Below are 25,783 nucleotides of genomic sequence, written 5' to 3' on the forward strand. Positions count from 1 at the left end.
TCGTCAGGTTTGGCGAACAGCGGTCCAATTTACCATGGCGGCGAAAGCGATTGCGTTCATCAACTTCAAGGGTGGTGTCGGGAAGACCGCGGCCACCGTGAACATCGGCGCGTGTCTCGCCTACTACCGGCGGAAGCGGGTGCTCATCGTGGACCTGGATGCCCAGTGCAATTCCAGCTTCTGGCTGATGCCTCCCCTGCAGTGGAAGGAGCACATCGGCAACGGCGAACGCTCCACATATCAGTTGTTCAGGGATGCCATCATGAACTCGAAAAAGGAGTTCGACTTTGAGAAAGCGGTGCTGAAGGGGATGCCCCGTGCTGCGGTCCCGCTGATCAAGGATCTTGATCTCCTGCCTGCCGCTGTGGAACTCATCAAGGTGGAGGAACAACTTCAGCAGAACAAGCACGCGAAGTTCTACGAGATCGTGGCCAAGGCGCTGAAGCCGCAGTACGAGCGGTATGACTACATCCTCTTCGACTGCCCGCCCAACACCTACTCGGTGACGAAGAATGCGCTCTTCGCCGCGGACTACTGCGTCATCCCCTACCTGCCGGACTTCCTCTCGCTCTCCGGCTTCCAGATTTTCGCGAAGCTGGTGGATGACATCAGCGAGCTCTACTCCTGGCAGAAATCCAGTCGGCACAAGACGAGCATCGCCGCGGTGCTGGTGAGCCACTACCGCAGCGGCCTGAAGGATCACGACAAGAGTCTCGCGGATCTGCGCATCATGCTCTCCCTGCTGAAATCCCAAGGACTGGTGCATGCCAAGGCGGACCTGCTGGAGCCGCCCATCCGCCTGAGCAAGGACGTGGCGGAATCTACGAATCAGCACCAGCCCGTCATCCTCACCGCACCGAACAGCATCGGCGCCGCGGACTACCACGATCTCGCCAAGGCGTTTGACGACCACTTCTCCAACCTGCCATGAACGATCTCACCGCACGACTGCGCAAGCTTGCCGCGCTGCTGGAAGAAAAAGGCGCGGATTTGGAAGGCAAAAGCTGGAACACTGCCGTCACCGGCTTCGGCAAAGCGCTGGCCAAATTTGAAGGCTCCGCCGAGGATGCCGCAAAGGGACTCGCTCCCGGCCTGCGGGATCTGAGCAAGCTCTTCGAGTCACCCGACAAGAAGCTGCTTGATGATTCCGTGATGAAGAAGCTCTACAAGGAGATTCTCGACGCGAGGGCACCCAAGGATGTGACCGCCGCGAAGATGCGTGCGGCGTTCGTCACGGAAGTGAAGAAGCAGGGTGGCACTACGGCGAAGAAGGCGCTGAGCCTGGCGCAGGAGGTGATTTCAGAACTGAAGACACCCAAGGAGAAACCCTCCAAGGACGCGGACAAGCTTCGCCTGGAACTGCATCGCCTCGGCATGCTGGCGGATGACGACCAGAGGGAGTACGAACTGGCGAAACGCTTCAGCGACAAAGCGGATCTCAAACGACTGGCGCAAGCCGCCGGCCTGCCGGTAAACAAGGATGCGAAGAAGCCTGCACTAACGGCCGCCATCCTCACCGCCGCGAAGCGCGTGGCGGCGCATACGGTGCCGGTGTGAGTCCACCAACGAGCGGCGACGCGATTGGATTTCAACACAGAGTCACGGAGACGCCGAGACACAGAAGGGACGGAATTTTTTGAGTCCCTGGTGTGTTCGTCGGCTTCCCAAAATTCAAAAACTCCTCTGCGTCTCTGTGTTGAAAGCCCTGACTCCAAGCCCGACGCCGATCACGTCGTGATCTTGAGCCCCGTGATCTTCCCGTCCGCAATCGTGAGCCGGTGGCTCAACTCAATGGGACTGCCATCGAAGTTACCATAGACCAGGCCGGTGATCACACACACGGAGCCGCCGTCCTGTTCCTTGTAGCTGTTGGGTTCGAACAGGGGCTGGTATTTGCGGTGCGCTTCTTCCATCCACGCACGGATGGCAGCAGGCCCATGGTGTTCATGGCCTTCGTCCTGCACCACGGCATCGGGTGCGAAGAGGTTGGCAAAGGCTTCATATTCCCTCGCATTCATGTGCAGGACATAAGCGGCGGGCAGGGGCAGGAGCGAGAGGGCAGAGAGGAGCATCATGGCGGTATTCCAGTTGGGTTTCATGACTTACTTCATGGATTCACAGCCATTCTCGCCCACCCCACTGACAGCCCTATGTCAGGAGGGTTTCAGCTTTTTGCACGACCCCAAAACTATTCGCCAATCGACTCCGCCAAATGCAGCCCAAAGGGCAGCGTCACCCCCACTCTACCGTCAGTCTCCAGAGACACGCGGGTCACGGAAACATTCGGAATCTTCGCTGATTGTTGCCACGCTCGGAACGCAGGCATGCTGGCGATTGCCTTCTCCAGGGACGGGCAAAAACACCGCCACAGCACCGCACGAATGAAGAACTCATGGCACACCAACACAGCTTTTTGGGCCTGCCGCTGCTGCAGCCATTGCAGGGCAGACTCCACACGCTCCATAAACCCTGCGAACGACTCGGCACCCTCTCCATCACAATGGTCGGAACACCCACGACTCCAAAATGCCTCCACGGCATGACGGCGACCATGGGCAGTCGTCCCGCGCCAGCGCTCGGGAGCCAGATAAGTGAACTCCTGAATGGGCAACGTCACCACCTCCACCTCTGGAAAGCGACGCAACAAAGGGGCAGCCGTCTGCTGCGCGCGATAGAACGGCGATACGGCAATCACGGAAGGCTCGAAGGGAAAACTCATCCCCAGTTCCTCCGCCTGCTGAAGTCCCAGCTCGGTAAGTGGAATGGAACCCGGATCCTCCGTCACCAAACCCGCATTCCCCGCGCTCTCCGCGTGTCTGATGAAGAAAGCCTCGAATGCCATGCGCAGATGATGAACCTACCCCCCAAACCGCACCTGCATCCCCACGGCCCGCTCCAGCAGGCGCAGGTATTCGTCCCGGGGAATTTCCCGTCCGCCAAACATGGCGAGGTGGGGTGTGGTCCACTGGGTGTCGTGAAGGATGAATCCCTTTTTCTGGAGGTGGCCCATGAGCCAGATGAGGGAGGCCTTGGACCCTCCGGTGCGGCGGCTGAACATGGACTCGCCAAAGTACGCTCCGCCGATGGCCACGCCGTACAGCCCACCGATGAGTTCATCCCCCTCCCAGGTTTCCACGGAGTGGGCGTACCCTAATTTATGCAGGAGCTCGTAGCTCTGCATGATCTCGCGGGTGATCCAGGTCTCGCGCCGCTGCGCACACCCTTGCAGGACCAGGGAGAAGGCAGTGTTCACCCGGACTTCGAGCTTCCGCTTCGCCAACTCGGTCCGGGTGCTGCGGGGTACACGGTACTCGTCGATGGGCAGCACCCCCCGGGGGTCTGGAGAGAACCACGACAATCGGCCATTTTCCATCCCCATGGGGAAAATGCCGTTGCAGTAGGCGCTGATCAGCAGTCGGGGTTCGAGCGCGGACACGTGTGGGTTGGACGGAAAGAGGGACACCTTTGTTTGGTGTCTGGGAGTATGAAGGCGTTGAGTCGATCCCGCAACTTTCTGGGCGGGATGTGTGGCGAGATTTGGGGTCAGGGGGATTACAGGACTGAATGATTGGCCGCAAAAGAACGCAAAAAACGCAAAGGGTTCGGTCGGAGGTTAGGGCTTCCGCCCTGACTATGGGCGTTGGGCCTTCCGGCCCGACGGTTTTGTTTTCGAGCTCAGTGCAGAGAATGTCGAGAAATGTCAGGCCAGAAGGCCTAACGCCCTCTGTCGGGCCGGAAGGCCCAACCTCCTTCTAGAGATTTCCCTTTCCTCTCCCCTGCCGCGCTCTTTACTCTGCTCCCCAGCACAGCAGCCCATCACCCGTTCCCATGCGCAAAGGCATCTATCCCGGCAGTTTCGATCCCATCACCAATGGTCATCTGGATGTGCTGGCCCGAGCGGCGCGGCTTTTCGATGAATTGGTGGTCGCCGTGGCGCGAGACAATCAGAAGGCCAGCCTCTTCACCATGGAGGAGCGTGTGGCCATGATCGAGGCCTCGGCAAGGGAGATGGGTCTGGAAAATGTGCGGGTGACCCTCTTCTCCGGCCTGCTGGTGGAATTTGCCAAGCAGGAGCAGGCCTGCGCTGTAGTCCGTGGTCTGCGGGCCATCTCGGACTTTGAGTTTGAGTTTCAGATGGCGCTGATGAACCGGAAGCTGGATCCGCAGGTGGAGACGATTTTCCTCACCCCGAGGGAAGAATTGACCTACATCAGCTCCCGGATCGTAAAAGAAATAGCAAGACTTGGTGGAGACATCAGCGCCTTTGTGCCCGACAGTGTGGCCAAGGCACTGCGCAAGAAGCTCGGCTGAAAAACGCCGCTTCCCGCTCTCTCAGAGACCCTTGCGAATCCCCTACTCTCCCCCTTTCCCATGAGCCTTCAATTTGACCCCGATATCCTGCCAGCCGACGGCCTGGACCTGCAGGGTAGCCTGCCGCCCAGCTTCTTCGACCTGTCTGAGAAAGACCAGGCGCGTCCCGTGAGCCCCCTGGAGTACAACCTTCACGTGTCCAAGGATGACGACGGTGCACTGTTCGTGACCGGGGAAGTCAGCGCCACCTTCGAGCTGGACTGCGGCCGCTGCCTGGAGCCTTTCCAGCTCCGCATTGAGCAGACTGATTTCGCCCATCAGATTCCTGTCGAAAATGGTACACCAGACTTGACAAACCTTCTAAGGGAAGACATCCTGCTGGCCCTTCCGACCTATCCTCGCTGTGAAACGGGCAACGTAACACCGCGGGAATGTCCGGCAGAGGGCAGATTCGACTCACCCACGGACCTTTCCGGAGACGAAGCTCCCGATGCCTCAGGCAAGAATACGTGGGAGGCCCTCGACCAGCTTACGAACCTTAAGAAAAACTAGACCATGGCCTGTCCGAAACGCAGAAAATCCAAGAGCAAGCAGAAGATGCGCCGCGGCGCCAAGCGCTGGAGCGCTCCCAAACTGCAGTCCTGCTCCTCCTGCGGCACCTCCAAGCCCGGCCACATCGTGTGCCCCTCGTGCGGCTACTACGGCGATCGCCAGGTCGAGACCATCGAAGCAGCAGCCTAACTCAGGCTCCCCTTCTCGAACTCCATTTTTAATCCCTGCAGTGCCTCGCGCTGCGGGGATTTTTTGTTGGCTTCAATCGGAGGTTAGGCGTCCTCGCCTGACAGTGGTGGTTGGGCCTCCGGCCTGACCAATCTCACTTGAATACAGGATGATGGTCAGACCGGAGGTCTAACGCCCGCTGTCAGGCGAGGACGCCTAACCTCCTATTTAGTACCAATGCAATACGCATACCGATCCGAGCGCAGGAAGAGTTGGCCATCTGAGACGGCGGGGCTCGCATTGGATACAGCTTCGTCTCCAGCAATGACATTGGTGGCGAGCACTTCGAACTGCGGCTTCGCAGCGAGCACGACGGTGCCGGTGGTGCGCCCCACGTAGTAGAGGCGATCTCCCACCAGCAAGGGGGAAGCGTACCAGCGGTCGCGCTTGGTGGGCATGGGCTGCTCGTAAACCACGTCGCCCGTCTTTGCGTCGAGACAAATGGCAAAGCCCCGTGAGTCATTCACGATGTAGAGATAACCATTGTGATACACCGGGGAGCCCACGTTGGATCCCTTGGCCTGCTTCCAGAGCACATGCGTGGCAGTGACGTCCCCCTTCCCTCCCGCGCGAATGGCCATGGACTGGCTGTTGGGGCCACCGGAGATATAGATCACGCCGTCATGCGCCACGATGGTGGGGCACAACTCCGCCGCACGAATGGCCTGGCAGGACCAGAGTTCGTCACCTGTCTTGGGATTGAAGGCACGCAGCTTCCCGCTGGCATTCACCACGAGCTCATCATGGCCATCCACCTTCACCATGGTGGGAGTGTTCCATGAGGCCGGGAAACCATTCACGCTCCAGACGGTCTTGCCGGTGCGGCGGTCGAGAGCGAAGAGCGCGTTGCTTTCGTGAGCTGCATTCACAATCAGGAGATCGCCATACAGGATGGGTGATGTACCCACACCCCAGTCATGCGCCTTCTCCCCGACACTGACTTCCCACACCTTGCGCCCGTCGATCGTGAAGGCATGCACCCCGGCATTTCCAAGGAAGAAGAACACCCCTTGCCCATCGCTCACTGGCGTGCTCGAAGCGTAACCGTGCATGGTGATGTACTGGCCCTGATAGGGCTTGTCCGGGTACGGGGACTTCACCTCGTGCTGCCAGAGGATTTTCCCATCGCGCTTGCTGAGGCAGATGGCGTGTCGCTTGAGATTCGCGAGGTCGCCGGGCTCACGCACATCGGTGCCGTAGCCGCTATAGCTGGTGAGAAAGACACGATCGCCTACCACAATCGGGCTGGAGGAGCCGGGACCGGGCAGTTCGGTCTTCCAGATCATGTTCTCACGCTCGCTCCACTTCAGGGGCACGTTTGTGTCTGTCACCACTCCATCTCCGGTGGGCCCGCGAAATTGGAGCCAGTTGGCGGCGGGAAGTATGGATAGGGAGACAGAAAGGCTGAGGAGCGTGAAGAAAGCAGACTTCATGGAGGATGGAGATGCCTTGGTGGGCCACCTCACATAACGCCTGCAATGACGGGAAATTATTACCCCATTGGAATTATGCTCGTTTTCTGAAGCAGGTGGCGGTTCACAGGCTGCCGCTTGCGTTCGGGCTTGAATGAGTTCGATCAGGCCGGAGGCCTAACGCCCGCTGTCAGGAGAGACGCCTAACCTCCTCACTCGCCACGCGCGGAAGAGGAAATACGCCAGCATGGTTCCTGCGAACCACCACGGCCACCACTTGAGGGCAGCGGCAAAGACTTGCGGCTCCTCACTGCCCACGCCCAAGCGGCCGGAGAGGTAGGCGGTCTGCCAGCCGAAGAGTAGCGTCACGGCGCCATACGCGAGATTCATCGTCATCCCGCGGAAGCTCAGCACGGTGGCGCGTCGCTCGCTGCTGGTGACTTCATTCAGGTAGTGAGAGAGGAAGAACTGGAAGAAGCGCATGGAGAGCAGCAACGGCGCGATGGCCAAAATCCCCCACCAGCCCGGCAGTGGATTCGCCAGCACCACCAGTCCCCATGCCACCATGAGAATGACCAGGGCGAAGTTGAACTTTGAGGAACGATGCCGCACCAGCCACTCCATCCAGTGCACGGTGAAGAAGGCTGCTAGTGAACTCAGCACCGAGACGACGCCGAAGGAAGCCTCGGTGAGGCCGATGAGCCGGTAGTAGTTGCTAGCCACGGTGTAGAACAACCTCACGATGCTATCCAGCAAGAACCCCAGCGTCAGCAGCAGCAGCGGCACGGGAGTACGCCAGATCCATGCGGCCGCTTCCCGAATGCCCCGCAAGCTCGCACGCACGTTTTCACGGAAAGTGGGGTGCACGCGGGCCCCCTGATCCGCTGGCTCTTTCATGGCGAGAGTCACCATGAGGCAAAGCACCGCGGTGAGCACACAAAGGTAGATGGGGAACTTGAGCGTGACCTCCTTTGCCAGATCCGCGTGTTCCCAACCCAGAAACGCCAACGCGCGGTTCACACTCGAAGCATCATACACGAACGCGCCAATGAGCGAGCTGACGATGAAACCCAGCGGCATCCAGCGGCTGAGTCGGGCCATCACACGCGGCCAGGTGTTGGATTGCTCCGCTTCGGGAATGCTGTCGTACGCCAGCGCTTCATCCGCCCCGCTCGCCATGGCTTCTGCCGAGCCGCTGATGACTCGGTTCACAATGAATACCCAGAAAACCCACGGCCCGCCCACTGGCAGCATGGCAAACACGAGCATCTCCACCACCATGAGCACCGCGGCGAGCACCACCATGTTCCGCCGGCCCAACACATCCGCCAGGGCGCCACTCGGGACCTCCAGCAATACAATCGTCACGGCCCAGACGACATTGAGGATCGCGAACTGCTCCAGGTTCATCCCGAAGTCGAGGAACAGCACCGTGTAGACGGGATAGTAGAACCGGCAATTGAACAGCAGCCGGAACCAGACAAAGAGGCGGGCATTATGAGGCATCGGCAGCAGCAATTCGGGAGAAGACATGGCGGAGCGGTCTTGGGATTACGTCTGCCAGCGCGCAATGGCAAACAACGTGCGCATCGATGTGCGCTCTCCATCCGCTAAGTCTTCGCTCAGTCGCTGTTTCGAAACTTTCACCCATGGACACTGTTGTGCTCTCGTGCCTAGTTGCAAAATCCGCACGCAAAGCTATCTGCCCGGCCTCCCCCGACCATGAGCCCCCTCTCCTCCCGCCTCCATCGTGCTGGCAAACTGATGATGGGACTGCCTGCCCTCACCGCGTTGCTCATGCTCGCGCCTGTCCAACCGGCGCAGGCGGTGTGGGTGGCAGGATACACCGCGGAGGTAAACAATCGCTTCACCATCTGGAATAGTGATCTGACGCCGAACACCAGCGCCTCCTTTGCGCTCGCGGGTCTGGACATGACCGGTCTGTTTTGGGATGCCTCGGGCCGCACCTACGCTGCTCTGAGCAATCAGACCTTCATCGGCAGCCATGACGCACTCAGTCCCGGCTCTACCATTTCGTACTGGGACGGCACCACCATCGGCACTGCCACCATCGCCAGCATCGCCTTGCTCTCCGCTCCGGCCAGCTCTCCTTCAGATGCCGAGCTATGCCTCTACACCCTGTCCAGTTCACTGCCGGGCGTGAATCCGCTGCCCATCCTCACTGGCGGAAGCACCAGCGACTACGAGGGAATGCAGATCGCGATGTTTGGCCACTCGGGGACCGTGGTCATCGAAACATTGGACCTCGTTGGCAGAATCACCTACAGCCCCCTCATATTGAGCGAGGCCAATGGCTCCATTCAAAACGGACCTAACGCCGATATCGTCGGCGCGGCACTGGAATATCCGGGACTCTACGAGAGCGGCGACTCCAACAGCGCCGTGCTCGGCTTCTGGAACGGCCAGTGGGGCATCCTCGGTTCTGCTTGGGCTGTCACCAGCGATCCAAGATTCAGTCTCTTCAATTTCATGCCGTCCTATGTGGATGAGCTCCCCAATGGGGTGAACTATTCCGTGATCGTTGTACCCGAACCCGGCCGGGCCCTGCTTCTGATGCTGGGAGCAATCGGCATGGTCTGTAGGCGCAGACGCAGGTAAGACGGTGGGCGGCTGAAAGGAATGGCCGCAAAAAAACGCAAAAGGTTGGAGCGAAGGACGCGCCATGCCGAAGGGCGAGCTGTAACGCAAGTGCCCTGGTACCCGTCTACAGGTAAAAATCGCCATTGAGTGCGGACACTACCCTGGCCCCAATCTTTTGCGTTCTCTGCGTTCTTTTGCTGCCATTCCTCAGGATCCCGCTTGCCCACAGCGCGTATCTGCTGGCAATCCATTGCAAATCACGGGCTCCCGCGCATCTTCCGCCCTTTCCTACCCATGGCCAGCCAGACTCTGCAACTCCACGACACCCTGACCCGCACGACCCGCCCGGTGCAGCCCTCCGATGGCGCCACCCTGCGCTTCTACTGCTGCGGACCCACGGTGTACGGGCCGGCGCACATTGGGAACTTCCGCACGTTCATCGCGCAGGACGTCTTCCGCCGTGTGGTGGAGCTCAGCGGTCTGAAGACCAAACACGTGCGCAACATCACGGATGTGGATGACAAGACGATCCGCGACTCGATTGCGGCGAAGCAGACGCTGACCGAGTTCACCACGTTTTGGACGAAGCAATTCCATGGGGACTGCGTTTCGCTGAACCTGCTCACGCCCCACGTGGAGCCGAAGGCCACCGAACACATCCCGCATCAAATCCGGATGATCGAGCAGCTCATTGCCAAGGGCAATGCATATGCCTCGCCGGATGGCTCGGTGTATTTCCGCGTCGGCTCCTATGCGGAGTACGGACGCCTTTCGCATCTGGACAAACGCGAACTGCAACTCGGCACCGCCCAGACCACGACGGACAGCGATGAGTACAGCAAGGACTCGCTCGCCGACTTCGTGCTGTGGAAGGCCTACAAGGAATCCGATGGCAACAACGCGTGGGACAGCCCGTGGGGCAAGGGGCGCCCCGGCTGGCATCTGGAGTGCAGTGCCATGGCACTGGAGTACCTCGGCGAAGAATTCGACCTTCACGGTGGTGGCATGGATTTGATTTTCCCGCACCATGAGAATGAGATGGCGCAGAGCTGCTGCTCCACCGGCGGTCACTTCGCGCGGCTGTGGATGCACTCCGCCCACCTGATGGTGGATGGAGGAAAAATGAGCAAGAGCCTGGGCAATCTCTACACGCTGGGGGATCTGCGTGACCGCGGCTACACACCGGCGGAAGTGCGCCATACCTTGATCAGTGGCAACTACCGTCAACCGCTGAACTTCACCTTCCACTCGCTCGATGCATCGCGTCAGGCACTGCAGAAGCTGGCGAAGTTTGAGAAGGGGCTGAAGGAGCAAGGTGGTGTGTCCAGCACACCCGGCTACGCAGAACTTCTAAAGCACGGCACCGCAGGCATCTTCCAGGCTGCCTGGGAAGAACTGCTGCAGGATCTCAACGTCCCCGGCGCGCTCGGTGGCGTCTTCACCGTGGTGAACAAGACCAAGGCACCCACGCTCTCCCCCGTGGAGGCGAAGGCAGTCTTCCTGGATCTGCATTTCATCCTCACCGCACTCGGCCTCGAACTTCCTCCCGTGAAGGAAGACGAAGTCGCCGATGCTCCTGACGAAGTGAAGGCACTTGCCGAACAACGCCTGACCGCGAAGAAGGCAAAAGACTTCATCACCGCGGATGATCTGCGCCGCCAAATCGAAGCACTCGGCTGGAGCGTGAAGGACACCAAGGATGGGTATGTGCTGATTCCGAAGTGAGGGGAACCCCTGCACCTGCGGCGAACTCAAAGCAATGCAAAGTGAGAAATGCAAAATGAAAAGTGCAAAGTGAAGCCGCTCTCAATCACTTTTCATTTTTCACTTTTCAGTTCTCATTTTGCATTCCCAAAGCACGCCGCCGAGGCGGCGGACTACTTTCCTCTGACATCGCGAGGAGACTGACGAGGTACGTTTTCTGCTCGACGCCTCCGTATTTTATTTAATACTCATCTCACGTTCGTTCCTACGGCAGCCATGTTCGATGCCCTGATCAACAAGTATGCGTCCCTGGCCTTCATGGTCGTTGGCAGTGGTCTTTCCATCTTTGCCCTGCGTGCGGTGCGGCGCTGGGTGTTCTGGCTGCTGCTACTCGTCGCCATTCCCTGCCTGCTGATTGCCGGGGGGATTTACTGGTATGCCATCAATTTCACAGGTGAACGCGCCGATGATAACTTCCAGGCTGCGCTGAAGGTGGGCATGACCGAGTCCGACGTGATGGATGCGGTGAACAAGTACTATCCCAGAAGGAGCGCCCACCGACCGGCGGTGATGCAGAATGGCACCGAGCGGCTGGGCATTTTCATCCCCGGAGGGGAAGGCTCCAAGGAGAAGGTCATTCACCTGCGCTTCGAGAACGGCCGGGTGGCAGAGGTCACAGGCAGGTAAGAGTAGAGACGCAGGCTCCCGTGCCGCGCCGCTGCGCACGGTGCAGCTCCTAAATCAATCTACCGGACTTTTTGCTTGCCGGAGGGGGCCTTCCTTCGGCTTAGTAGGGGCATGCTCGGCTGGCTGAAGAATTTGGCGAAACCAGGTGGTGAGTGGCGGCGCACCGACTTGCCTGAAGCCGAGTTGGAACTGCTGTATCAAGATCTGCTCCCGCTGGAAACACTGGAGCCGGGACTTGCGGGTGATCTGATGACGTATGTGGTCACCGGTCAGAATGCAGGCGTGCTCAATCGCGTGGCAGCACAGCCAGAGGCAGCACGCCTTCTCGGCCTGCGATGCGAGAAGCATTCGTGGCAACACCGCACGCCCACTGAGCGGGACGCCTTCTTCGCCAGCACCACCATCACAGATCCGGCATTTCACCTGCGTCTCGCACTGGTGTATGACGCGCTGCTCAAGCCTGCGGAGAAGCGCCCTGTCTCCCCTGGCATTCCCGCAGGCGCGGAGTGGCTGGAGATCTATCTGTGGGAGGCCACCCGCACGCCGCCGAATCAATGGCCGCTAGAACCGCAGGAGACGCGGCTGCCATCGCAGGCGCTGGAGTCCATGCTGAAACTCAGCGGTCACCCTACCACGTGGCTTGCGCGTGCAGCGCTTATCACGGAGCAGTCACGCGCCAAGGTGCAGAAGCACAGCTTTGCCGAGCTCTTCCTGAAAGTGCCTGAAGCAGCCTCTGCATTCACAGCACATCCCGACACCGTGCGCGAGTGCCTGGCAAACGCGGATCACCGTGGCAAGTCACACATCATCGATGTCCTCCACCGTGCCGGAGTAAGCGCCTCCCTCCTTCCCGTGGAAGCATCCGTCATGGCAGTGACGTCCTCCAAGCAAGTGCGTGAAGCTGCGGCTTCGTGGATCCTGCTTACACCAGATCTGCTGCTGCCCGAGCTCCAAAAGCTCGCCGTGCAAGGCACCCCGGAGGAACGTGTGCGTGCCGTGAGACTGCTGGGACAAGCGGGACGTGACATGATGACGCCCTTCCTCATGGAGCGCCTGTCCCGTGATCGTGCGAAGACCGTGGTGAAGATGATCGAGACGGTGCTGCACCGTCCGTGAGGCCCGAAGAATCGAGTCGATCAATCAACGGCCCGCGTCTGTAACCTTCTCTGGCTTCTGCATGTCCGGTAGGAACGTGAGCGCCTTCGTTCCAAGTTCAATCTGCCCGGCAACGATGCTCGGCTTGCCTTCGTGGAGAAGGAAGAAGGCAAGCATCACACCCGGCCCGAACTTCGTCTCACAAGAGAAAGCGGCAATGAAGAAATCGTCGGTAAGTGATCGAGCTCCGAGAAAGCTGACCTCCGGTCTGAAGCCCAACTGCTTGAGCATTGCATTCGCGCGATTGTTGAAGTTCTCCCGGCTCGTCAGATCAAGATCAAAGAACGACGGCAGAGGGCCTGCATCGGCAGCGAGGCGTCGGATGTAGCGGTCAAAGATTCCATAATCTTGCGCGGCCACGGCCTCCTTCAACGCCGCCCCCGTGGTGGCGATCAGGGAAGCATTCATTTCATATTTGGGCAGGAATCGGTAAAATTGTGGCAACTCGCCAGTCAAAGCGGCAACCTCATTCACGCTGGACACGGAAATGGCAAAAGGAAGCCACTCGCCACCACGCCGTGTGCCTGTGACCACAATGGCATAGGCCATTTCGTCGTATTGGACAAAAGCGAATCGAAACTCCACCGGTGCCATGGGGCTCACCACTCGGGAGGTGACCTTCGTCGGTTTACTCCCCCGCAAGCGCTCAAACTTTTGCGCCATATCAGCCCTGGCCTTTTCATCAAAGACAGAGCTCATTGCCGGATGGTCCATGATGCGTTGCAAAAAGGGCCCCATGCCGTCACGCTGGATCTCCGCGGCATCACCTTCATCCGCATGAGATCCCGACAGAAGAACCATCCAGGCGGCAAGAAGAAGACACACTCGGTTCATAGGTACGGCAGATGGAGCGCTGGGACGGCTTCTGAGGATAGCTTGACTAGGAACCTTTCGCGGCCTCACTCGGCAGATACAGGAGTGCCGCAGAGGCGTAAGAGAGGAAGGTATCGACAATGACAGGCTTGCCCTCGTGAAGGTAGGTGATCGCAACCAGCACCCCTGGCAAGGTATTGGTATCCAGTAAAAATACCGAGGCGAACAATTCGTCCGTGATGGCCTTCGAGCCAAGATGCCTGACCTCAGGACGATGTTCATAAAGCTCCAGCAGCCCCTGACTGAACCCGCAATTCTTCATGACCTGATCGACCCGTGCCAGGACGTAGGGTGGGAGCCCGTTGGCACGCTCCGCCAGCGCGGCCATCAGATCAATGTAGGGCTGGTTCTTCTTCTTGGCGATGCACTGTTCGATTGCAGCCGTGACGTCCTGAATGAATTTCGTGTCGGCGGAATACGGTGGTAACACGGGATAACTCAACTTGATCACCGTATGGCAGCCGGAGGGAAACTCCACCACCCTGAAGTCAAAGGGCTGCCATTTGCCATGGTTCGCGGCGTATACCGAGGTAATGATCAGGCCTTTGTCCTTGGCCAGAGCCAGCATGCATCGAGCCTCGTGAAAGGCGCTCGGCTGGTGAATTTTCACACTGACCCGATTCAGCGGCACATCCTGCCACTTTCCGATCTTCTCCAGCATGTCCAGCCTGCCCCGGGGATCCGTGAACTGGCCCAACACGGGGTCATTCAGAATTTTTTCCACATAGCCCACTGGTCCCATTTCCTGGATGGCCTTGACCTTCGCCGCATCTTCTTCCCCACGGAGTGTGCCCCACGAAAAGCAGAACGCTCCCACCAGAGTCGAATGTAACAGGGTGCGCCAGGTCATCATACATTCACGCAGTTCAGGGATTGGCGGGCTTCGGTACTGCAGCCTGGATGGTTGCCGCAAGATCCGTGGCTTCTTCCTTGGTCAGGTTTCCCGAGATGCGAAGCGTGCCACCGGTGATGGGCGAGGTAACGCGGGCCACCACCATCAGCTTCCCATTCGAGAGCACCGCGAGTTGTTCTCCGTTGTGATCTGTGGTGGACTTGGCAAATGCTGCCTTGCCCTTCTCATTGAATCGCACTTCCACTTCCCAGCGCGGTTCCTTGGCTCCGATGGACAGCACGGCTGCTTCCGCGACAGACTTGTGATCCAGCAGCGACTCCTTCGCGCAGTAGATCGCCTCATCCTCGCCCCACACCATCTTCACTGCACCGGGCGTTCCAGGTGCGACGACAAGACGAATTTCCAGCGGTGAGTCGGCCAACACAAAACCGGGCATCAACACGCAAAAGGCAAAACACAGGAGGGTGGCTAGTTTCATCGGTAGGACAGTGCGCAAGCACTCTGGGGGAAGCCCGACCAATTGTCCATCTGTAACCAGTTTGTGGGACGCAGCGTCAGTGCTTCTCATGACCCAGAAATTGATCGGTCTCACGATGGCCTTCACGCTGCTCACGCTCATCTTCTGGGCGGTGGAGTTTTTGTGGCCCAGCATCAAGGGGCAGAAGAAGGTGCGGAAGGGATTTTGGACGGACGTGGTGTACTGGTTTTTCACGCCTCTCATCTCCAAGTCGATTTCCCAGATGGCTGTGCTCGTCGCTCTCGTGCCGCCACTGCTGCTCATGGGCAGGTCGCTGAACAAGGAAACGATTGCCGCGGGTTATGGTCCGGTGCTGAGTCTTCCACCGTGGCTGCAGGCGGTGCTCATCCTCGTGATTGGTGACTTCATCGGCTATTGGACACATCGCTGGTTTCACTCGCGACGTCTGTGGGCCTTTCATGCCGTACATCACAGCGCGAAGGAACTGGACTGGCTCTCCTCTGTGCGGCTGCATCCGGTGAATGACATCGTGTCGCGTGTCTTCCAGGCGGTGCCGTTTGTGCTGCTGGGCTTTTCACCGGTGGTGATTGCGGCGTATGTGCCCTTCCTCACATTCTATTCCATTTTCATCCATGCGAATGTGTCATGGAGCTTTGGGCCGCTCCGTCATGTGATTGCGAGCCCGGCCTTCCATCGCTGGCACCACACGAAGGAGGATGAAGCGATCGACATGAACTTCGCTGGGCTGCTGCCGGTGTGGGATGTGATCTTCGGTACCTTCTACCTGCCGAGTCACAAACAGCCGACGGAGTTCGGCGTACATGATGATTCCGTGCCGGAGAGCTTCTGGGGGCAGATGATGTATCCGTTCAGGAAGAGGCCGAGGTCGAGCTGAGAATACTTTCAACGCAAGTTCTTAAACCCAACCTTTATCCCGCTCCACTGGCGTTCTTGTGAACTAGAAGTCCCCTCCAGAGCACTTTTTTCGAGGCTCCACCACTTATCTCGACTATACCGCTCAAGCGGAGTAGGGGCAACATAGCCTTTCCCGGGTAACAATCGACCATTGACGTCAGCCCCAACCCCCAGCCTCCCAACCCCACGTTCCTGTCTGGAAATTCAAGACCGTCTTCCTGCTGCTTAAGGCATGCGCCAATGTCGCGACTGAACTTAACTATTTTCTGAATAAATGAATCTGGATATCCCAGATGCTCAAGCCTCAATTCAAGCTCGGAGAGTCTCCGCACACCCTCTCCTTCTTCCTTCACATTTTCGACTACAAAACTTTGAGTAAGGTCAACCTTAACTTCGAACGTCCTGACATTCTTTTTCACCTGATTCAACAAATTACGCACTCCCCACCGAGTTGCGTGAAGCGGAAACAATTGAACCACCCCGGCGAATTCTCGGCACTCGGCTATAATCACCATCAATTGTTCAAGAGCCTGTGATCCGCTGTGTAATGAGTCGGTGACCACGTGAACCACCCCACGCTCCGTGTGATGGACCCTTACAAATTCAAGCAAGCGGAGAGGTTCGTGGTCGCCTCCCAGACAGCTCTGCATCTGCCTAACTATTTCCAAGTCCGAACCGGTGCGAGTCAACACACTATAAGCAATTGTAGGATTCGCAAAAAACTTTCGAAGCTCTCCTCGATCAATCACTTCTACACAAGATAATATTGCATCGCCGTAGGACAGCACACCAAACGCCCCAAATTGGGCCTTCCACTCCTCGATTTGCGCATCCCAAGATGGAACGTCCCCATATGAAGAGGCGAGACTTTCCGTTAGTCTGGATTGAAAGTCCAGCCCAGCTCTCACGATCTCTCTCCTTAAAATCTCCACCAACGCTGTAGCCGTTTTTGGCAGCATCACTAACAGCTCAGTACTCGAGATTCTCAATTCCTCGAAACGACTCCAGAGCCTCGGTTCGGTACCCTTGAGAACAGGGTCGATGAAAATTGAAGCGTCCCTGTAGTTGTAGAGTATATCTGAGACTCTTTCCTCATCGGTCCCTCCGCCTTCAGGGACGGGAAGCACCACAATAGCATGCTTTCGGCGCGCATTCCGTCCCCATTGTGGGAGTCCTGTTATTCGATTAATGCGCGTGCTCAAGCTGGAGTAACTTGCCTCATCGCAAACTACTACAATTTTTGCAGGACTAATCCCTTCTGTAACCACGTCGCGCTAATAACTGGATCTTGGCGCAATCTATCGATTTACGCGCATCGCCTCCCAGACTTTTCCTAATGGAACTTGCAAGCTTCCAAGTTGCTCCTCTGAAAGTCGACTTAGTACTTCCATAGCTAAATCTTGGATTGATGCAATACGTTTTTTCTCCACACCTTGCGCTACTGAGCGCTCACGTTCCGACCTGCCACCTTTCGTCTCCGCGATAGCACGCGTTGTTATTTCATGAATTTTTTCGGCAGAACAGCCCAAATCGCGAAGCCTGACTCCCAGCAATTCTCGCTGGCGTTCAAAGCGAAACTTCACCCATTCCTTCTGTAAGCCGGAGACCTTCAAACACTCCACAAAAAGCTTCCAATAATCTGGAGATTGGGATGATATTGACGCCTCAAACTGCGGTTGCATCTCTGGAGCGACATGCGCGTCCGAAAATTGCTTCATGATGTGGCGCTGGTCCTCGTGAGTCAGCCTTGGAACCAGCAGGTCCTCTAGACCACATTTGAGTTCACTCTCCGCCGCAACCAAGCTGTTATCCGGCTTTAGAAGCACAGTCCCATCCAGAATCGGATTGCGAAACACATTCCATCCCGTATTCAGACGACTGGTTGCCACGCTATAAACATCGCCAGTGCTAGGATCCTTTACAATGGTGACCTCTGGGACACACGTCGTTACCATCGAGCGAAGGGACGGAAAATCCTTTGCGCTATTCCACTCTGGCAATCGGTCATTCAAGCGCAGCCCCAGTTGACTCCCCAGAATCGTTCCGCCTACTTCACGGATAATATCGACCACGGTTCGCGCCAAATTGGTATTCTTGATGTTATTCATCGCAGAAGAAAGCCGGAGGGAATACTTCCCTCCGGCTTATAAAAAAGGATGTTGCCTTTACATATAGATGATGACGTCCCTTGTATGGCCTACACAAGGTTAGAGTAAGTTCGGCTTACTCCGTCTACAGTTAATCGAGATTTTTTCAAATCATCGACCGCTCCCGTAAGCGAACCAATTCCTTGATTCAACCGTATCCGTTCCGCAAAACTGCCGTGATTCAACGCGTCTCGCAAGCAAAAATTTAGAATTCCTCAATAAAATTTTGTTCAAAACCAATTCAATAGCAATGGCTTACTGTTAAAGTTTAGCATGGCCTATCTTAACTCTTAAGTCGAAAAATCACATCACCATCCCACCATCCACCGCGATCACCTGGCCGGTGATGTAGCGAGCTTCGTCGCTGGCGAGGAAGGCGACGGTGTTGGCGATGTCCACGGCATCACCGAAGGTGCCGAGGGGAATCTGCTTGAGCACGCCGTCCTTCTGCTGGTCGTTCAGCTCATTCGTCATGTCGGTGACGATGAAGCCGGGGGCGATGGCATTCACGGTGACGGCGCGGCCGGCGAACTCGCGGGCGAGCGATTTGGAGAAGCCGATGAGGCCCGCCTTGCTGGCGGCGTAGTTGCACTGACCGGCATTGCCGATGAGACCGATAACGCTGGCCACATTGAGGATGCGGCCGGTCTTGCTCTTCAGAATGCTGCGCTGGAAGGCTTTCACGAGGTTGAAGGCGCCCTTGAGGTTGGTGTCGAGCACCACATCCCAGTCCTCATCGCTCATGCGAAGGGCGAGGCCGTCGCGGGTGACGCCGGCGTTGTTCACCAGGATGTCCACGCTGCCGAAGTCGGCGAGCACCTGCTTGCCCAAGGCAGCGGTGGCGGTGCTGTCGGACACGTCCACGGCATAGCCTTTGGCGGCTCCGGGGTGCGCGGCGTTGATGGCCTCGGCGGTGGCGTTGGAATTGGCCTCGGTGCGGGAAACGATGGCGACCTTCGCGCCTTCGGCGGCGAAGCGTTCGGCAATGGCCTTGCCAATGCCCCGGCCGGCGCCGGTGATGACTGCGGTGCGTCCTGTGAGTCTGCTCATGGGACGGGTTGCCTAGTGCAGTGCGACGGGGGATGCAAGCGCAAGTGAATGAGGGTGAAAGTCCGCTTCCTCAGGGAGGTGGAGGTCCACCGCCGTAGATTGAGTTTTTGCTCACCGAGCTGGCCTATTCTGCTTGCGTGGGGGTCAATGTGACACAATCGTCACGCCAGACCAGTAGCTCTATGGGGTGTCGTGATGTTGGGTCCCCTCCTCCACCCCACTCTTCCTGATGCCTGACGACTCGGAAATGAACGAAAGACACATCCTCTCCAGCTTCGACAACGCTCTTGATCGGCTTCGCCAGAACCTGTTTCACATGGCGAGCCTGACCACTCAAAGTTTGAACGACGCCGTACGCGGATTGCTGGAACGGGATGTGATGCTGTGCAATCAGGTGATTGCCGAAGACGAATCGGTCGACCAATTCGAGAAGCAGATTGACGCTCAAGGCGTTGCGATTCTCACCCGCTTCACCCCGCTGGCCCATGACCTGCGCCGTGTCGTCAGCACGATGAAGGCTTCCAGCAACTTGGAGCGCATCAGCGACCAGGCGGTCAACATTGCCCGCCGGGCCAAGCGCATTCTCCAGAGTGTGGAGATTCCGGAAACACGTATGGTGGAGCCCATTCACGCCCAGGCCATGTCCCTGCTGGGAGACGCCATTGAGGCCTTCCGCGACGAGAATGTGGAGCTCGCCACGGGTCTAAAAGCGCGTGATAAAGAACTCAACCGCATTCAAAACGAGTTCATTGCGCGCATGACCTCCCGCATGGAGGAAGACACCTCCCGCATCAAGGATTACATCGACCTCGTGTTCGTGGCCCGTTTCCTTGAGCGCGCCGGTGACCACGCGGTGAACATCGGCGAAGACGCCGTGTACGCCGGTGTCGCGCGTGACATCCGCCACGTGAAGTAAGCACGCGAGGAAGCGAAACCTTTTTGACAACGGCGCTGGGATTGTCTCAGCGCCGTTTTTGCGTCCACGACTCCGTTCGGGTTACTGCGGAATGGCCGCAAAAGGCACAAGAGGATGAGCGGGTAACTGAAAAAACCACCGCGTGACACCACTCCACGCAGCCCACTTTTTGTGCCTTTTGCGTCTTTTTGCGGCTACCTTTCCCGGCTCCCAATCCACGTCCGCACTCGGAAACATCCCTACCACTCTGCCACTCCACGCAGGCCGCTTCCTTTGTGCGTTCTCTGCGTTCTTTTGCGGCATTTCTTCCCGGGCCTGCAACGCCCCTCGTTCTACACCCGCGGCGCTCTCGGCACGCGGATGGTGAAGAGCGTTTCGATGCCGGGACGGCTGTGCACGGTGATGGTGCCTTGATGGGCCTCCACGGCGCGCTTCACGATGGAGAGGCCCAGGCCGGTGCCCTTGATCTCCTTGGAATGGTGACGCGCCACGCGGTAGAAGCGCTTGAAGACAAAGGGCAGGTCCGCGTGCGGGATGCCCACACCATTGTCCTTCACCTGGATCTCTGAGGTATCCCCCTCCTGCTTGAGCTGGATGGTCACCTGCAGTCCGCGGGCCAGATTTTCCTTCAAGGCATTGCTCACCAGATTGAAGAGGATCTGGTCCCAGTAGTACCGATCGCCGTGGATGTAGGGGCTGCAGTTGTCCACCAGCACCATCTCCACCTTCGCCTCCTTCGTGGTGATCACGGGTGTGAGACGGTGAATCACATCCAGGGCACAGGCTTTGAAATCAAACTCCTCCACGCGCACGGCTTCCTGCTCACCGGACTCCATGCGGCTGATGATCAAAAGGTCCTCCACGATCTGCGCAAGGCGATCGCCATGTTTGCGCATGATGCCGAAGGCGCGCTTCGTTTCGTCCGGCTCACTGATGTCTCCTTCCACCAGGTTCTCCAGGTAGCCATTGATGATGGAAAGTGGCGTTCGCAGTTCGTGAGAGGCATTTGCCACGAAGTCCTTGCGGATACGCTCGAGCGTGTGCTTCTCCGTCTCATCACGGAGGATCACCAGCACCCCACCTTCCATGCCTCCGGGGGCATCGCCGTTCAGGGGTACCGCCTCCACCGAAAAGATGCGATCCTCCACGCCGCTGCCTTCACCGCGGGAGGACACCAGGAACTCCTGCCTCTGCCGCTGCCCGCTCTCCACGCTGCCCTGTACCATTTCCACGATGCGGTGGTCCCGCACACACTCCAGCAGCGTGCGCCCCACAGGACTGCTGATGGGGGGGAAGAACTTCATGGCCCCGCGATTGACGAAGAGGACCGTGAGCCGGCTGCTGATGATGAAGAGGCCGTCTTCGATGCCCTCTACAAGCCGGTGCAACATTTCCGCCCGCTGCCGGGTCCGCTCATGGTAGGCAAGTTCCTCGCGATCCTTGATGGCGTGCGCGCGTTTCATCTTCCAGTTCCGCAGCTGAGCCCCCCACCACAACCCGGCGAACACAACTGCCAGCAAGAGGCTTGCAGTGATGAACAATTCCATGATTCGTCAGACGGGAAGCGTGCGGTATATCAGACCGCTACTGCCACAGGGGCGCGAAACACATACCCAAAGCCACGCGAAGTCTGCAGCCAGTCGGCGTATTCCCCCAGCTTCTCGCGAAGGCGTTTCACATGGGTATCCAGGGTGCGGGTCTGCACATTGCCCGTGTAGCCCCAGACTTCACGCAGGATGTGGTCCCGCTCCACGACTTCGCCTTTCCGGCTGGCCAGCAGGTGGAGGAGCTTGAACTCAAGCAGGGTGAGTTCCATGGGGGCGCCATTGATGGTCAGGCGCACGCTGGCGAGGTCAAAGATGAAGGGACCTTCCTTAAGTTCTGTTCCCTCCCCCACCACGGCAGAGCGGCGCAAGAGCGCCTGCACGCGCAGCACGAGCTCCTTGGGGCTGAAAGGCTTTGCAAGATAGTCGTCCGCGCCCTTCTCCAGTCCGGCGATGCGGTCCAGCGTCTGGCCCTTTGCCGTGAGCATGATGATGGGGATGCGCAGCGTGCTGTCATCCTCCCGGAGTTCCTGGCAAACCTGCAGCCCGTCGCGGCCCGGCATCATCACGTCCAGCACGATGGCGTCCGGATGGCGGGCTCTGGTGGCTGTGAGAGCCTGCAGTCCGTCAGCAGCCTCCACGGTCTCGAATCCGGCGCGACGGAGGTTCATTCCAACGAGTTCGCGGACGTCTTCTTCGTCGTCGGCAATTAAGATGAGAGGTTTGTCAGACATGGGGCTTTAAAGAATGCTCCAATTGTGACGGTTCTGTCGGACTCAACAAACCAGCCTGTGTGACAACATTGTCACGCTTTACCCTGCGAATCAAGCAGTCTCGGGAGCCACTTCCGCGATGACGTCCAACCACTTGTGCAGATGTGCCTCCCACGTGAGCGGCACCATCGTCTCCCGCGCGGCCTGTCCCAGGCGCTCCCGACCCTCGTCTCCCATGGCCAAAGCGCGCTTCACCACCTCAAGCACAGAGGCCGGATTGGTGGGCTCTTTTAGCAGGAAACCGTTCTCTCCATCCCGGATAAAATCGATGGCCCCGTCATTCACCGAAATCAGCCCCGGCACCCCGGAGGCCATGCTCTGCAGCACGGTATTCGCGCACGCATCATAGAGCGTGGGGTGGATGAACCAGTCCGCCGCCTGATACAGGCCGGACATGTCTGCCTGCGGCGAAATGGTGCGCACCTTTCCCTGCAGGCGACGGGCTTTGATGATGACCTCGTCCAGGTAGCTGAGAGGCTTCCCCACGATCCAGAGATCCGCATCCACATCCGCCCACATGTCGAGCAAGACGTCGAGTCCCTTTCGCCGGTGGCTGAGGGAGACAAAAAGGAAGACCGGCCGCTTCGGATCGGTCTTCAGGAGGTCACACACTTTTTCCCGCAGGATCTCCTTCCGGAAGGAGGGCTGGAAGCGATCCGTGTCCACCGCAGTGTGGATCACCCGGAAGAGACTCTCATCCGTGCCGTAGTGCTGGTGAATCTGCGCGGCGACCTGGGAGGAATTCACGATGAAGCGCTTCGTGTCCCCTTTGGTGTACAGCTCCTGCTCCAGCTGGAGTTCCAGAAGGTTTTTCGGTGCCAAACGCTTCCACCAGGGCAGCAGACGGGAGTACACCGCATGGCACCCGCCGCCGGCGCGGTGCAGGTCATGGCTGGTGGTGCGGCCAAAGCCGATGCTCACGTCCACATCCAGTTCGGACTCGATGCGCCGCGCGGACTGCTCAAACTGCCACAGGCGCAGCAGTGAGGAGCCCTTGACCAGCGGCACATGATGAATGGTCGCATCCAGGTTGCGCTCAAGCCCCTCTTTCATCTCCGAGCCCACCAAGTGCAGGTCATGCCCTGCGGCGTGCAATCGGGCGGCAAATTCCAGCAAGTAACCTTCCAGCCCGCCGCGCGGGACAAACTGGTGGTAAATGAGGGCAATTCGCATTGCAACATCCGTTGAACGGACCGGGTCAAGAGTCAACGGGCAGTGCCACGAAATGGACACATTCTGAGGTTCGAAAGTAGTCCGCCGAGCCTCGGCGGTCAGTGAGGATAGCTGACCCGTGAAGTCCTATCCCAACGGAAGGTGTGAGCAGCGCCTTCAGGCAATGCAAAATGAGAAAAGAAAAGTGAAAAATGTAAAGTGCCTGAGGGGGCGCTCCAATTTGCACTTTTCATTTTTCACTTCTCATTTTGCATTCCCCCAAGCACACCGCCGAGGCTCAGCGGGCTACCTCCCCGCATACCACGCCGCTCCCGTCGCGCCAGCCCACTCACCAAGCGTGGCCAGCACCAGCTTCACCCGGTGGCCGCCCGGCCGCCATTCCATCTGGTCCAGCAATTCCTGCAAAGGATCCGTGAGCAGGCCCGCCGCGCCGGCCGCGATGCCACCGCCTAGGATGAAGGTCTCCGGGTCAAAGCAATTGATGAGCGAAACCATGCCCGCCGCGAGCGCGTGCACGGAGATATCCCACACGCGGTGTGCATCCGCATCGCCGGCTACCACCGCTTCCAGAAGCGCACGAGTGCTGGTGAAGCGGCCCTGCGAACGCGTAGCAACCGTGGCGTTCCCCACCGCATCCTCCAAGGAACCCGGGGTGCCTGTGATGCCGGGAGAACCATGATGGTCCACCGTGATGTGGCCAAGGTGTCCCGCGCGCCCGAGATGCCCGGTGAGCAAGCGTCCATCTGAAATCACGGCGCCTCCCACTCCCGTGCCAAGGGTGAGCATCACCGCATCCCGCGCGCCTGCAGCGGCGCCCTGCCATACCTCACCGAGGATGGCGGCGTGGGCGTCATTGAGCACGCGAGTCGGCCGTTGGAGGAATTCCGCCCACTGAAAGCCTTCCAGGCCATGCATGCGTCCCGGCATCCATGAAATGCAGGAGCCATCCCGCGCCGCGAGGCCGGGTGCGGAGATGCCGATGGGGAGAGAGGTGGTACCAGCGCCAACCTGTGCTTCGAATTGCTCCACAAGTTTCCTCACGCCGCTGCTCCATGCAGGCAGGTCGCCGTCCTTCTCGCCATCGCGAGTCGGCGTCGTGGCGCGGTCGAGACATTCGCCGGTTGAGGCATCAAACAAGGCACCTTTGATATTGGTGCCGCCGAGGTCGATGCCGATGAGGTGTTTTGCAGGAGAAGTCAAAGGAGATGGAGTGGGATCGAAGTTAGGCGTCACGGCATCTCCTTCCTGAGTGCTCGATAGGACTCCAAGAGTCGCGCCCGATTCCCCCAATCCTCGACCTCGTCTTCCACCTGAGGATGAACAAATGTTCCATGTTCTGAAATAACCGGGATAGTCTCCAAGCCAGCCTTGGCTGCTGCTGTCTTCTGTTCCTCTGTTTCGCAGCGAATACCAAGCATCTCCTTTGTGTAGGGCCAGTCCCGGTCAAAGACCTCTTCGAATGCATCAAGGAACGCTCGGACTTTCTCAAGGTCGGGATGTGTGCTCATACGAGGTGATGCCTGGTATACATTTTGAATTCTGACTACTGACTCACCATCACTCCGCATACTGCCCCTCCGAAACCGTCCATCCACCATCCACGGCGAGCACTTGTCCCGTGATGAAATGCGCCTGCCTCGAAAGCAAAAATAGCGCGGCACCATCCAAGTCCTCCGGCACGCCTACGCGACCGCCATCGAGCGGCTGCTTCGTGGCGATGAAGCGCATGATTTCATCATTACCCACGGCGCGCTTGGACATGGGAGTTTCCACCAATGCAGGGGCGAGGACATTGATGCGGATGTTGTCATCCACATAGTAGCTCGCGGTCGCCTTGCTGAAGCCGACGATGGCGGACTTCGTGGCGGCATAGGCGTGGCTGGCGAAGTGCACCGGGGAAGGCGACCAGCCGAGCACGCTGCCCATGTTCAGGATGGTGCCTCCCCCGCCCTGCTTCAGGAACTGGCGCACGGCGGCGCGGTTGGAGTTGAAGAGGCTGGTGAGATTCAGGTCCAGCGTGAACTGCCAGCCTTCGTCCGTGATTTCATGAAGCGGGCCGTCTCCCTGAGCCCGACCACTGCCGCCGGCCACATGGTACAGGGCATCGATGCGGCCAAACTCGCGCACGGCCAATTCCACGGCGTTCTCCGCAGTGGAGGGTTCACACGCATCTCCGGCGAATCCCCGGGCGGAGGCACCCAGCGTGGCCAAGGCGCTGCGCACGCTCTCTTCACTCCTGCCAAAGACCACGACCTTCGCCCCCTGCTCCACCAGGCGCTGGGCCGCGGACAGGCCCAGCCCCGTCGTCCCTCCTGCGATGACAACCACCAAGCCTGCCACATCGTATTGCACTGTCATAGGCTGGCATGCTAGAGGTGCCCACCGCTCGTGACAAGATCCCACACAACGTG

At 58.6% G+C, this 25,783-nt stretch carries 28 protein-coding genes; 11 read left to right on the forward strand and 17 right to left on the reverse strand.

The features are described 5' to 3' along the window. Positions 1 to 34 precede the first annotated feature (34 nt). Both G5S37_RS17695 and G5S37_RS17700 read left to right on the forward strand, forming a co-directional pair. A complete protein-coding gene (locus tag G5S37_RS17695) occupies positions 35 to 931 on the forward strand; it encodes a ParA family protein (RefSeq protein ID WP_165205785.1) in 897 nt (298 codons plus the stop codon). Next, positions 928 to 1,557, forward strand: coding sequence for a hypothetical protein (locus G5S37_RS17700; RefSeq protein WP_165205786.1), 630 nt, complete (start codon positions 928 to 930; stop codon positions 1,555 to 1,557). The genes G5S37_RS17695 and G5S37_RS17700 overlap by 4 nt, the downstream gene beginning before the upstream one ends. Before the next feature lie 170 nt (positions 1,558 to 1,727). Here the strand turns inward: G5S37_RS17700 and G5S37_RS17705 are convergent, their stop codons facing one another. The 3 genes from G5S37_RS17705 to aat all read right to left on the reverse strand — a co-directional run bounded on the left by G5S37_RS17705 (position 1,728) and on the right by aat (position 3,436). Further along, positions 1,728 to 2,099, reverse strand: a complete 372-nt coding sequence (locus G5S37_RS17705) for a nuclear transport factor 2 family protein (RefSeq protein ID WP_165205787.1) — start codon at positions 2,097 to 2,099, stop codon at positions 1,728 to 1,730. Between the two features lie 89 nt (positions 2,100 to 2,188). Next, entirely contained in the window at positions 2,189 to 2,842 is a 654-nt protein-coding gene (locus G5S37_RS17710; protein ID WP_165205788.1) for a histidine phosphatase family protein, read from the reverse strand. 15 nt (positions 2,843 to 2,857) lie between these two features. Continuing rightward, positions 2,858 to 3,436 carry a leucyl/phenylalanyl-tRNA--protein transferase gene (aat, locus tag G5S37_RS17715; RefSeq protein ID WP_240914666.1) on the reverse strand — a complete coding sequence of 193 codons (579 nt, stop codon included), beginning with the start codon at positions 3,434 to 3,436 and terminating at the stop codon, positions 2,858 to 2,860. Positions 3,437 to 3,828: 392 nt separating this feature from the next. Between aat and coaD the strand changes: the two genes are divergently transcribed. From coaD to rpmF, 3 genes are read left to right on the forward strand one after another with little or no spacing between them, the layout of a single operon-like run. Then, the gene (gene coaD, locus G5S37_RS17720) at positions 3,829 to 4,311 is read left to right on the forward strand and encodes a pantetheine-phosphate adenylyltransferase (RefSeq protein WP_165205789.1); all 483 of its coding nucleotides are present in this window, start codon (positions 3,829 to 3,831) and stop codon (positions 4,309 to 4,311) included. 60 nt (positions 4,312 to 4,371) lie between these two features. Beyond that, complete coding sequence (locus G5S37_RS17725) at positions 4,372 to 4,863, forward strand: DUF177 domain-containing protein (RefSeq protein WP_165205790.1); 492 nt, start codon at positions 4,372 to 4,374, stop codon at positions 4,861 to 4,863. A 3-nt stretch (positions 4,864 to 4,866) separates the two neighbouring features. Continuing rightward, entirely contained in the window at positions 4,867 to 5,052 is a 186-nt protein-coding gene (rpmF, locus tag G5S37_RS17730) for a 50S ribosomal protein L32 (protein WP_113961153.1), read from the forward strand. Positions 5,053 to 5,255: 203 nt separating this feature from the next. Here the strand turns inward: rpmF and G5S37_RS17735 are convergent, their stop codons facing one another. Both G5S37_RS17735 and G5S37_RS17740 read right to left on the reverse strand, forming a co-directional pair. Beyond that, a complete protein-coding gene (locus G5S37_RS17735) occupies positions 5,256 to 6,524 on the reverse strand; it encodes a PQQ-binding-like beta-propeller repeat protein (protein WP_165205791.1) in 1,269 nt (422 codons plus the stop codon). Between the two features lie 156 nt (positions 6,525 to 6,680). Beyond that, a complete protein-coding gene (locus tag G5S37_RS17740) occupies positions 6,681 to 8,036 on the reverse strand; it encodes an MFS transporter (protein WP_165205792.1) in 1,356 nt (451 codons plus the stop codon). A gap of 189 nt (positions 8,037 to 8,225) precedes the next feature. On the opposite strand from G5S37_RS17740, the gene G5S37_RS17745 reads away from it, so the two are divergent. From G5S37_RS17745 to G5S37_RS17760, 4 genes are all read left to right on the forward strand, one after another. Further along, positions 8,226 to 9,122 (forward strand): PEP-CTERM sorting domain-containing protein, encoded by an 897-nt coding sequence (locus G5S37_RS17745; RefSeq protein WP_165205793.1) that lies wholly within the window; start codon positions 8,226 to 8,228, stop codon positions 9,120 to 9,122. 276 nt (positions 9,123 to 9,398) lie between these two features. Then, entirely contained in the window at positions 9,399 to 10,829 is a 1,431-nt protein-coding gene (cysS, locus tag G5S37_RS17750) for a cysteine--tRNA ligase (protein ID WP_165205794.1), read from the forward strand. A 255-nt stretch (positions 10,830 to 11,084) separates the two neighbouring features. Beyond that, entirely contained in the window at positions 11,085 to 11,495 is a 411-nt protein-coding gene (locus G5S37_RS17755) for a hypothetical protein (RefSeq protein WP_165205795.1), read from the forward strand. A 111-nt stretch (positions 11,496 to 11,606) separates the two neighbouring features. Continuing rightward, the gene (locus tag G5S37_RS17760; RefSeq protein WP_165205796.1) at positions 11,607 to 12,611 is read left to right on the forward strand and encodes a hypothetical protein; all 1,005 of its coding nucleotides are present in this window, start codon (positions 11,607 to 11,609) and stop codon (positions 12,609 to 12,611) included. 24 nt (positions 12,612 to 12,635) lie between these two features. Here the strand turns inward: G5S37_RS17760 and G5S37_RS17765 are convergent, their stop codons facing one another. The 3 genes from G5S37_RS17765 to G5S37_RS17775 all read right to left on the reverse strand — a co-directional run bounded on the left by G5S37_RS17765 (position 12,636) and on the right by G5S37_RS17775 (position 14,854). Further along, on the reverse strand, positions 12,636 to 13,364 hold the full coding sequence (locus tag G5S37_RS17765; RefSeq protein ID WP_165205797.1) for a hypothetical protein: 729 nt from the start codon (positions 13,362 to 13,364) through the stop codon (positions 12,636 to 12,638). A 166-nt stretch (positions 13,365 to 13,530) separates the two neighbouring features. Beyond that, complete coding sequence (locus tag G5S37_RS17770; protein ID WP_165205798.1) at positions 13,531 to 14,436, reverse strand: hypothetical protein; 906 nt, start codon at positions 14,434 to 14,436, stop codon at positions 13,531 to 13,533. After that, on the reverse strand, positions 14,390 to 14,854 hold the full coding sequence (locus G5S37_RS17775) for a hypothetical protein (protein WP_165205799.1): 465 nt from the start codon (positions 14,852 to 14,854) through the stop codon (positions 14,390 to 14,392). Before G5S37_RS17775 ends, G5S37_RS17770 begins: the two co-directional genes overlap by 47 nt. Before the next feature lie 88 nt (positions 14,855 to 14,942). Here G5S37_RS17775 and G5S37_RS17780 point away from each other — a divergent pair, with 88 nt between their 5' ends. Further along, positions 14,943 to 15,749: a sterol desaturase family protein gene (locus tag G5S37_RS17780; RefSeq protein ID WP_165205800.1), complete on the forward strand. Its 807-nt coding sequence runs from the start codon at positions 14,943 to 14,945 to the stop codon at positions 15,747 to 15,749. A gap of 34 nt (positions 15,750 to 15,783) precedes the next feature. Here the strand turns inward: G5S37_RS17780 and G5S37_RS17785 are convergent, their stop codons facing one another. From G5S37_RS17785 to fabG, 3 genes are all read right to left on the reverse strand, one after another. After that, a complete protein-coding gene (locus G5S37_RS17785; protein ID WP_165205801.1) occupies positions 15,784 to 16,896 on the reverse strand; it encodes a hypothetical protein in 1,113 nt (370 codons plus the stop codon). A 171-nt stretch (positions 16,897 to 17,067) separates the two neighbouring features. Continuing rightward, on the reverse strand, positions 17,068 to 17,877 hold the full coding sequence (locus G5S37_RS17790) for a hypothetical protein (protein ID WP_165205802.1): 810 nt from the start codon (positions 17,875 to 17,877) through the stop codon (positions 17,068 to 17,070). 342 nt (positions 17,878 to 18,219) lie between these two features. After that, a complete protein-coding gene (fabG, locus tag G5S37_RS17795; RefSeq protein WP_165205803.1) occupies positions 18,220 to 18,966 on the reverse strand; it encodes a 3-oxoacyl-[acyl-carrier-protein] reductase in 747 nt (248 codons plus the stop codon). 247 nt (positions 18,967 to 19,213) lie between these two features. On the opposite strand from fabG, the gene phoU reads away from it, so the two are divergent. Then, entirely contained in the window at positions 19,214 to 19,882 is a 669-nt protein-coding gene (gene phoU / locus G5S37_RS17800; protein ID WP_165205804.1) for a phosphate signaling complex protein PhoU, read from the forward strand. A 332-nt stretch (positions 19,883 to 20,214) separates the two neighbouring features. On the opposite strand, the gene G5S37_RS17805 is transcribed toward phoU, so the two are convergent. From G5S37_RS17805 to G5S37_RS17830, 6 genes are all read right to left on the reverse strand, one after another. Next, positions 20,215 to 21,345 carry an ATP-binding protein gene (locus G5S37_RS17805; protein WP_165205805.1) on the reverse strand — a complete coding sequence of 377 codons (1,131 nt, stop codon included), beginning with the start codon at positions 21,343 to 21,345 and terminating at the stop codon, positions 20,215 to 20,217. Between the two features lie 113 nt (positions 21,346 to 21,458). Further along, positions 21,459 to 22,160 (reverse strand): response regulator transcription factor, encoded by a 702-nt coding sequence (locus G5S37_RS17810; RefSeq protein ID WP_165205806.1) that lies wholly within the window; start codon positions 22,158 to 22,160, stop codon positions 21,459 to 21,461. Between the two features lie 90 nt (positions 22,161 to 22,250). Further along, entirely contained in the window at positions 22,251 to 23,372 is a 1,122-nt protein-coding gene (locus G5S37_RS17815; RefSeq protein ID WP_165205807.1) for a glycosyltransferase family 4 protein, read from the reverse strand. Positions 23,373 to 23,657: 285 nt separating this feature from the next. Next, the gene (locus G5S37_RS17820; RefSeq protein ID WP_206026040.1) at positions 23,658 to 24,605 is read right to left on the reverse strand and encodes an ROK family protein; all 948 of its coding nucleotides are present in this window, start codon (positions 24,603 to 24,605) and stop codon (positions 23,658 to 23,660) included. Further along, positions 24,602 to 24,880 carry a hypothetical protein gene (locus G5S37_RS17825; protein ID WP_165205808.1) on the reverse strand — a complete coding sequence of 93 codons (279 nt, stop codon included), beginning with the start codon at positions 24,878 to 24,880 and terminating at the stop codon, positions 24,602 to 24,604. The genes G5S37_RS17820 and G5S37_RS17825 overlap by 4 nt, the downstream gene beginning before the upstream one ends. 49 nt (positions 24,881 to 24,929) lie before the next feature. Beyond that, positions 24,930 to 25,730 carry an SDR family oxidoreductase gene (locus G5S37_RS17830; protein ID WP_165205809.1) on the reverse strand — a complete coding sequence of 267 codons (801 nt, stop codon included), beginning with the start codon at positions 25,728 to 25,730 and terminating at the stop codon, positions 24,930 to 24,932. Positions 25,731 to 25,783: the final 53 nt, after the last annotated feature.

Origin of the sequence: Roseimicrobium sp. ORNL1, from assembly GCF_011044495.1 — a bacterium.
Lineage (GTDB): Bacteria > Verrucomicrobiota > Verrucomicrobiia > Verrucomicrobiales > Verrucomicrobiaceae > Roseimicrobium.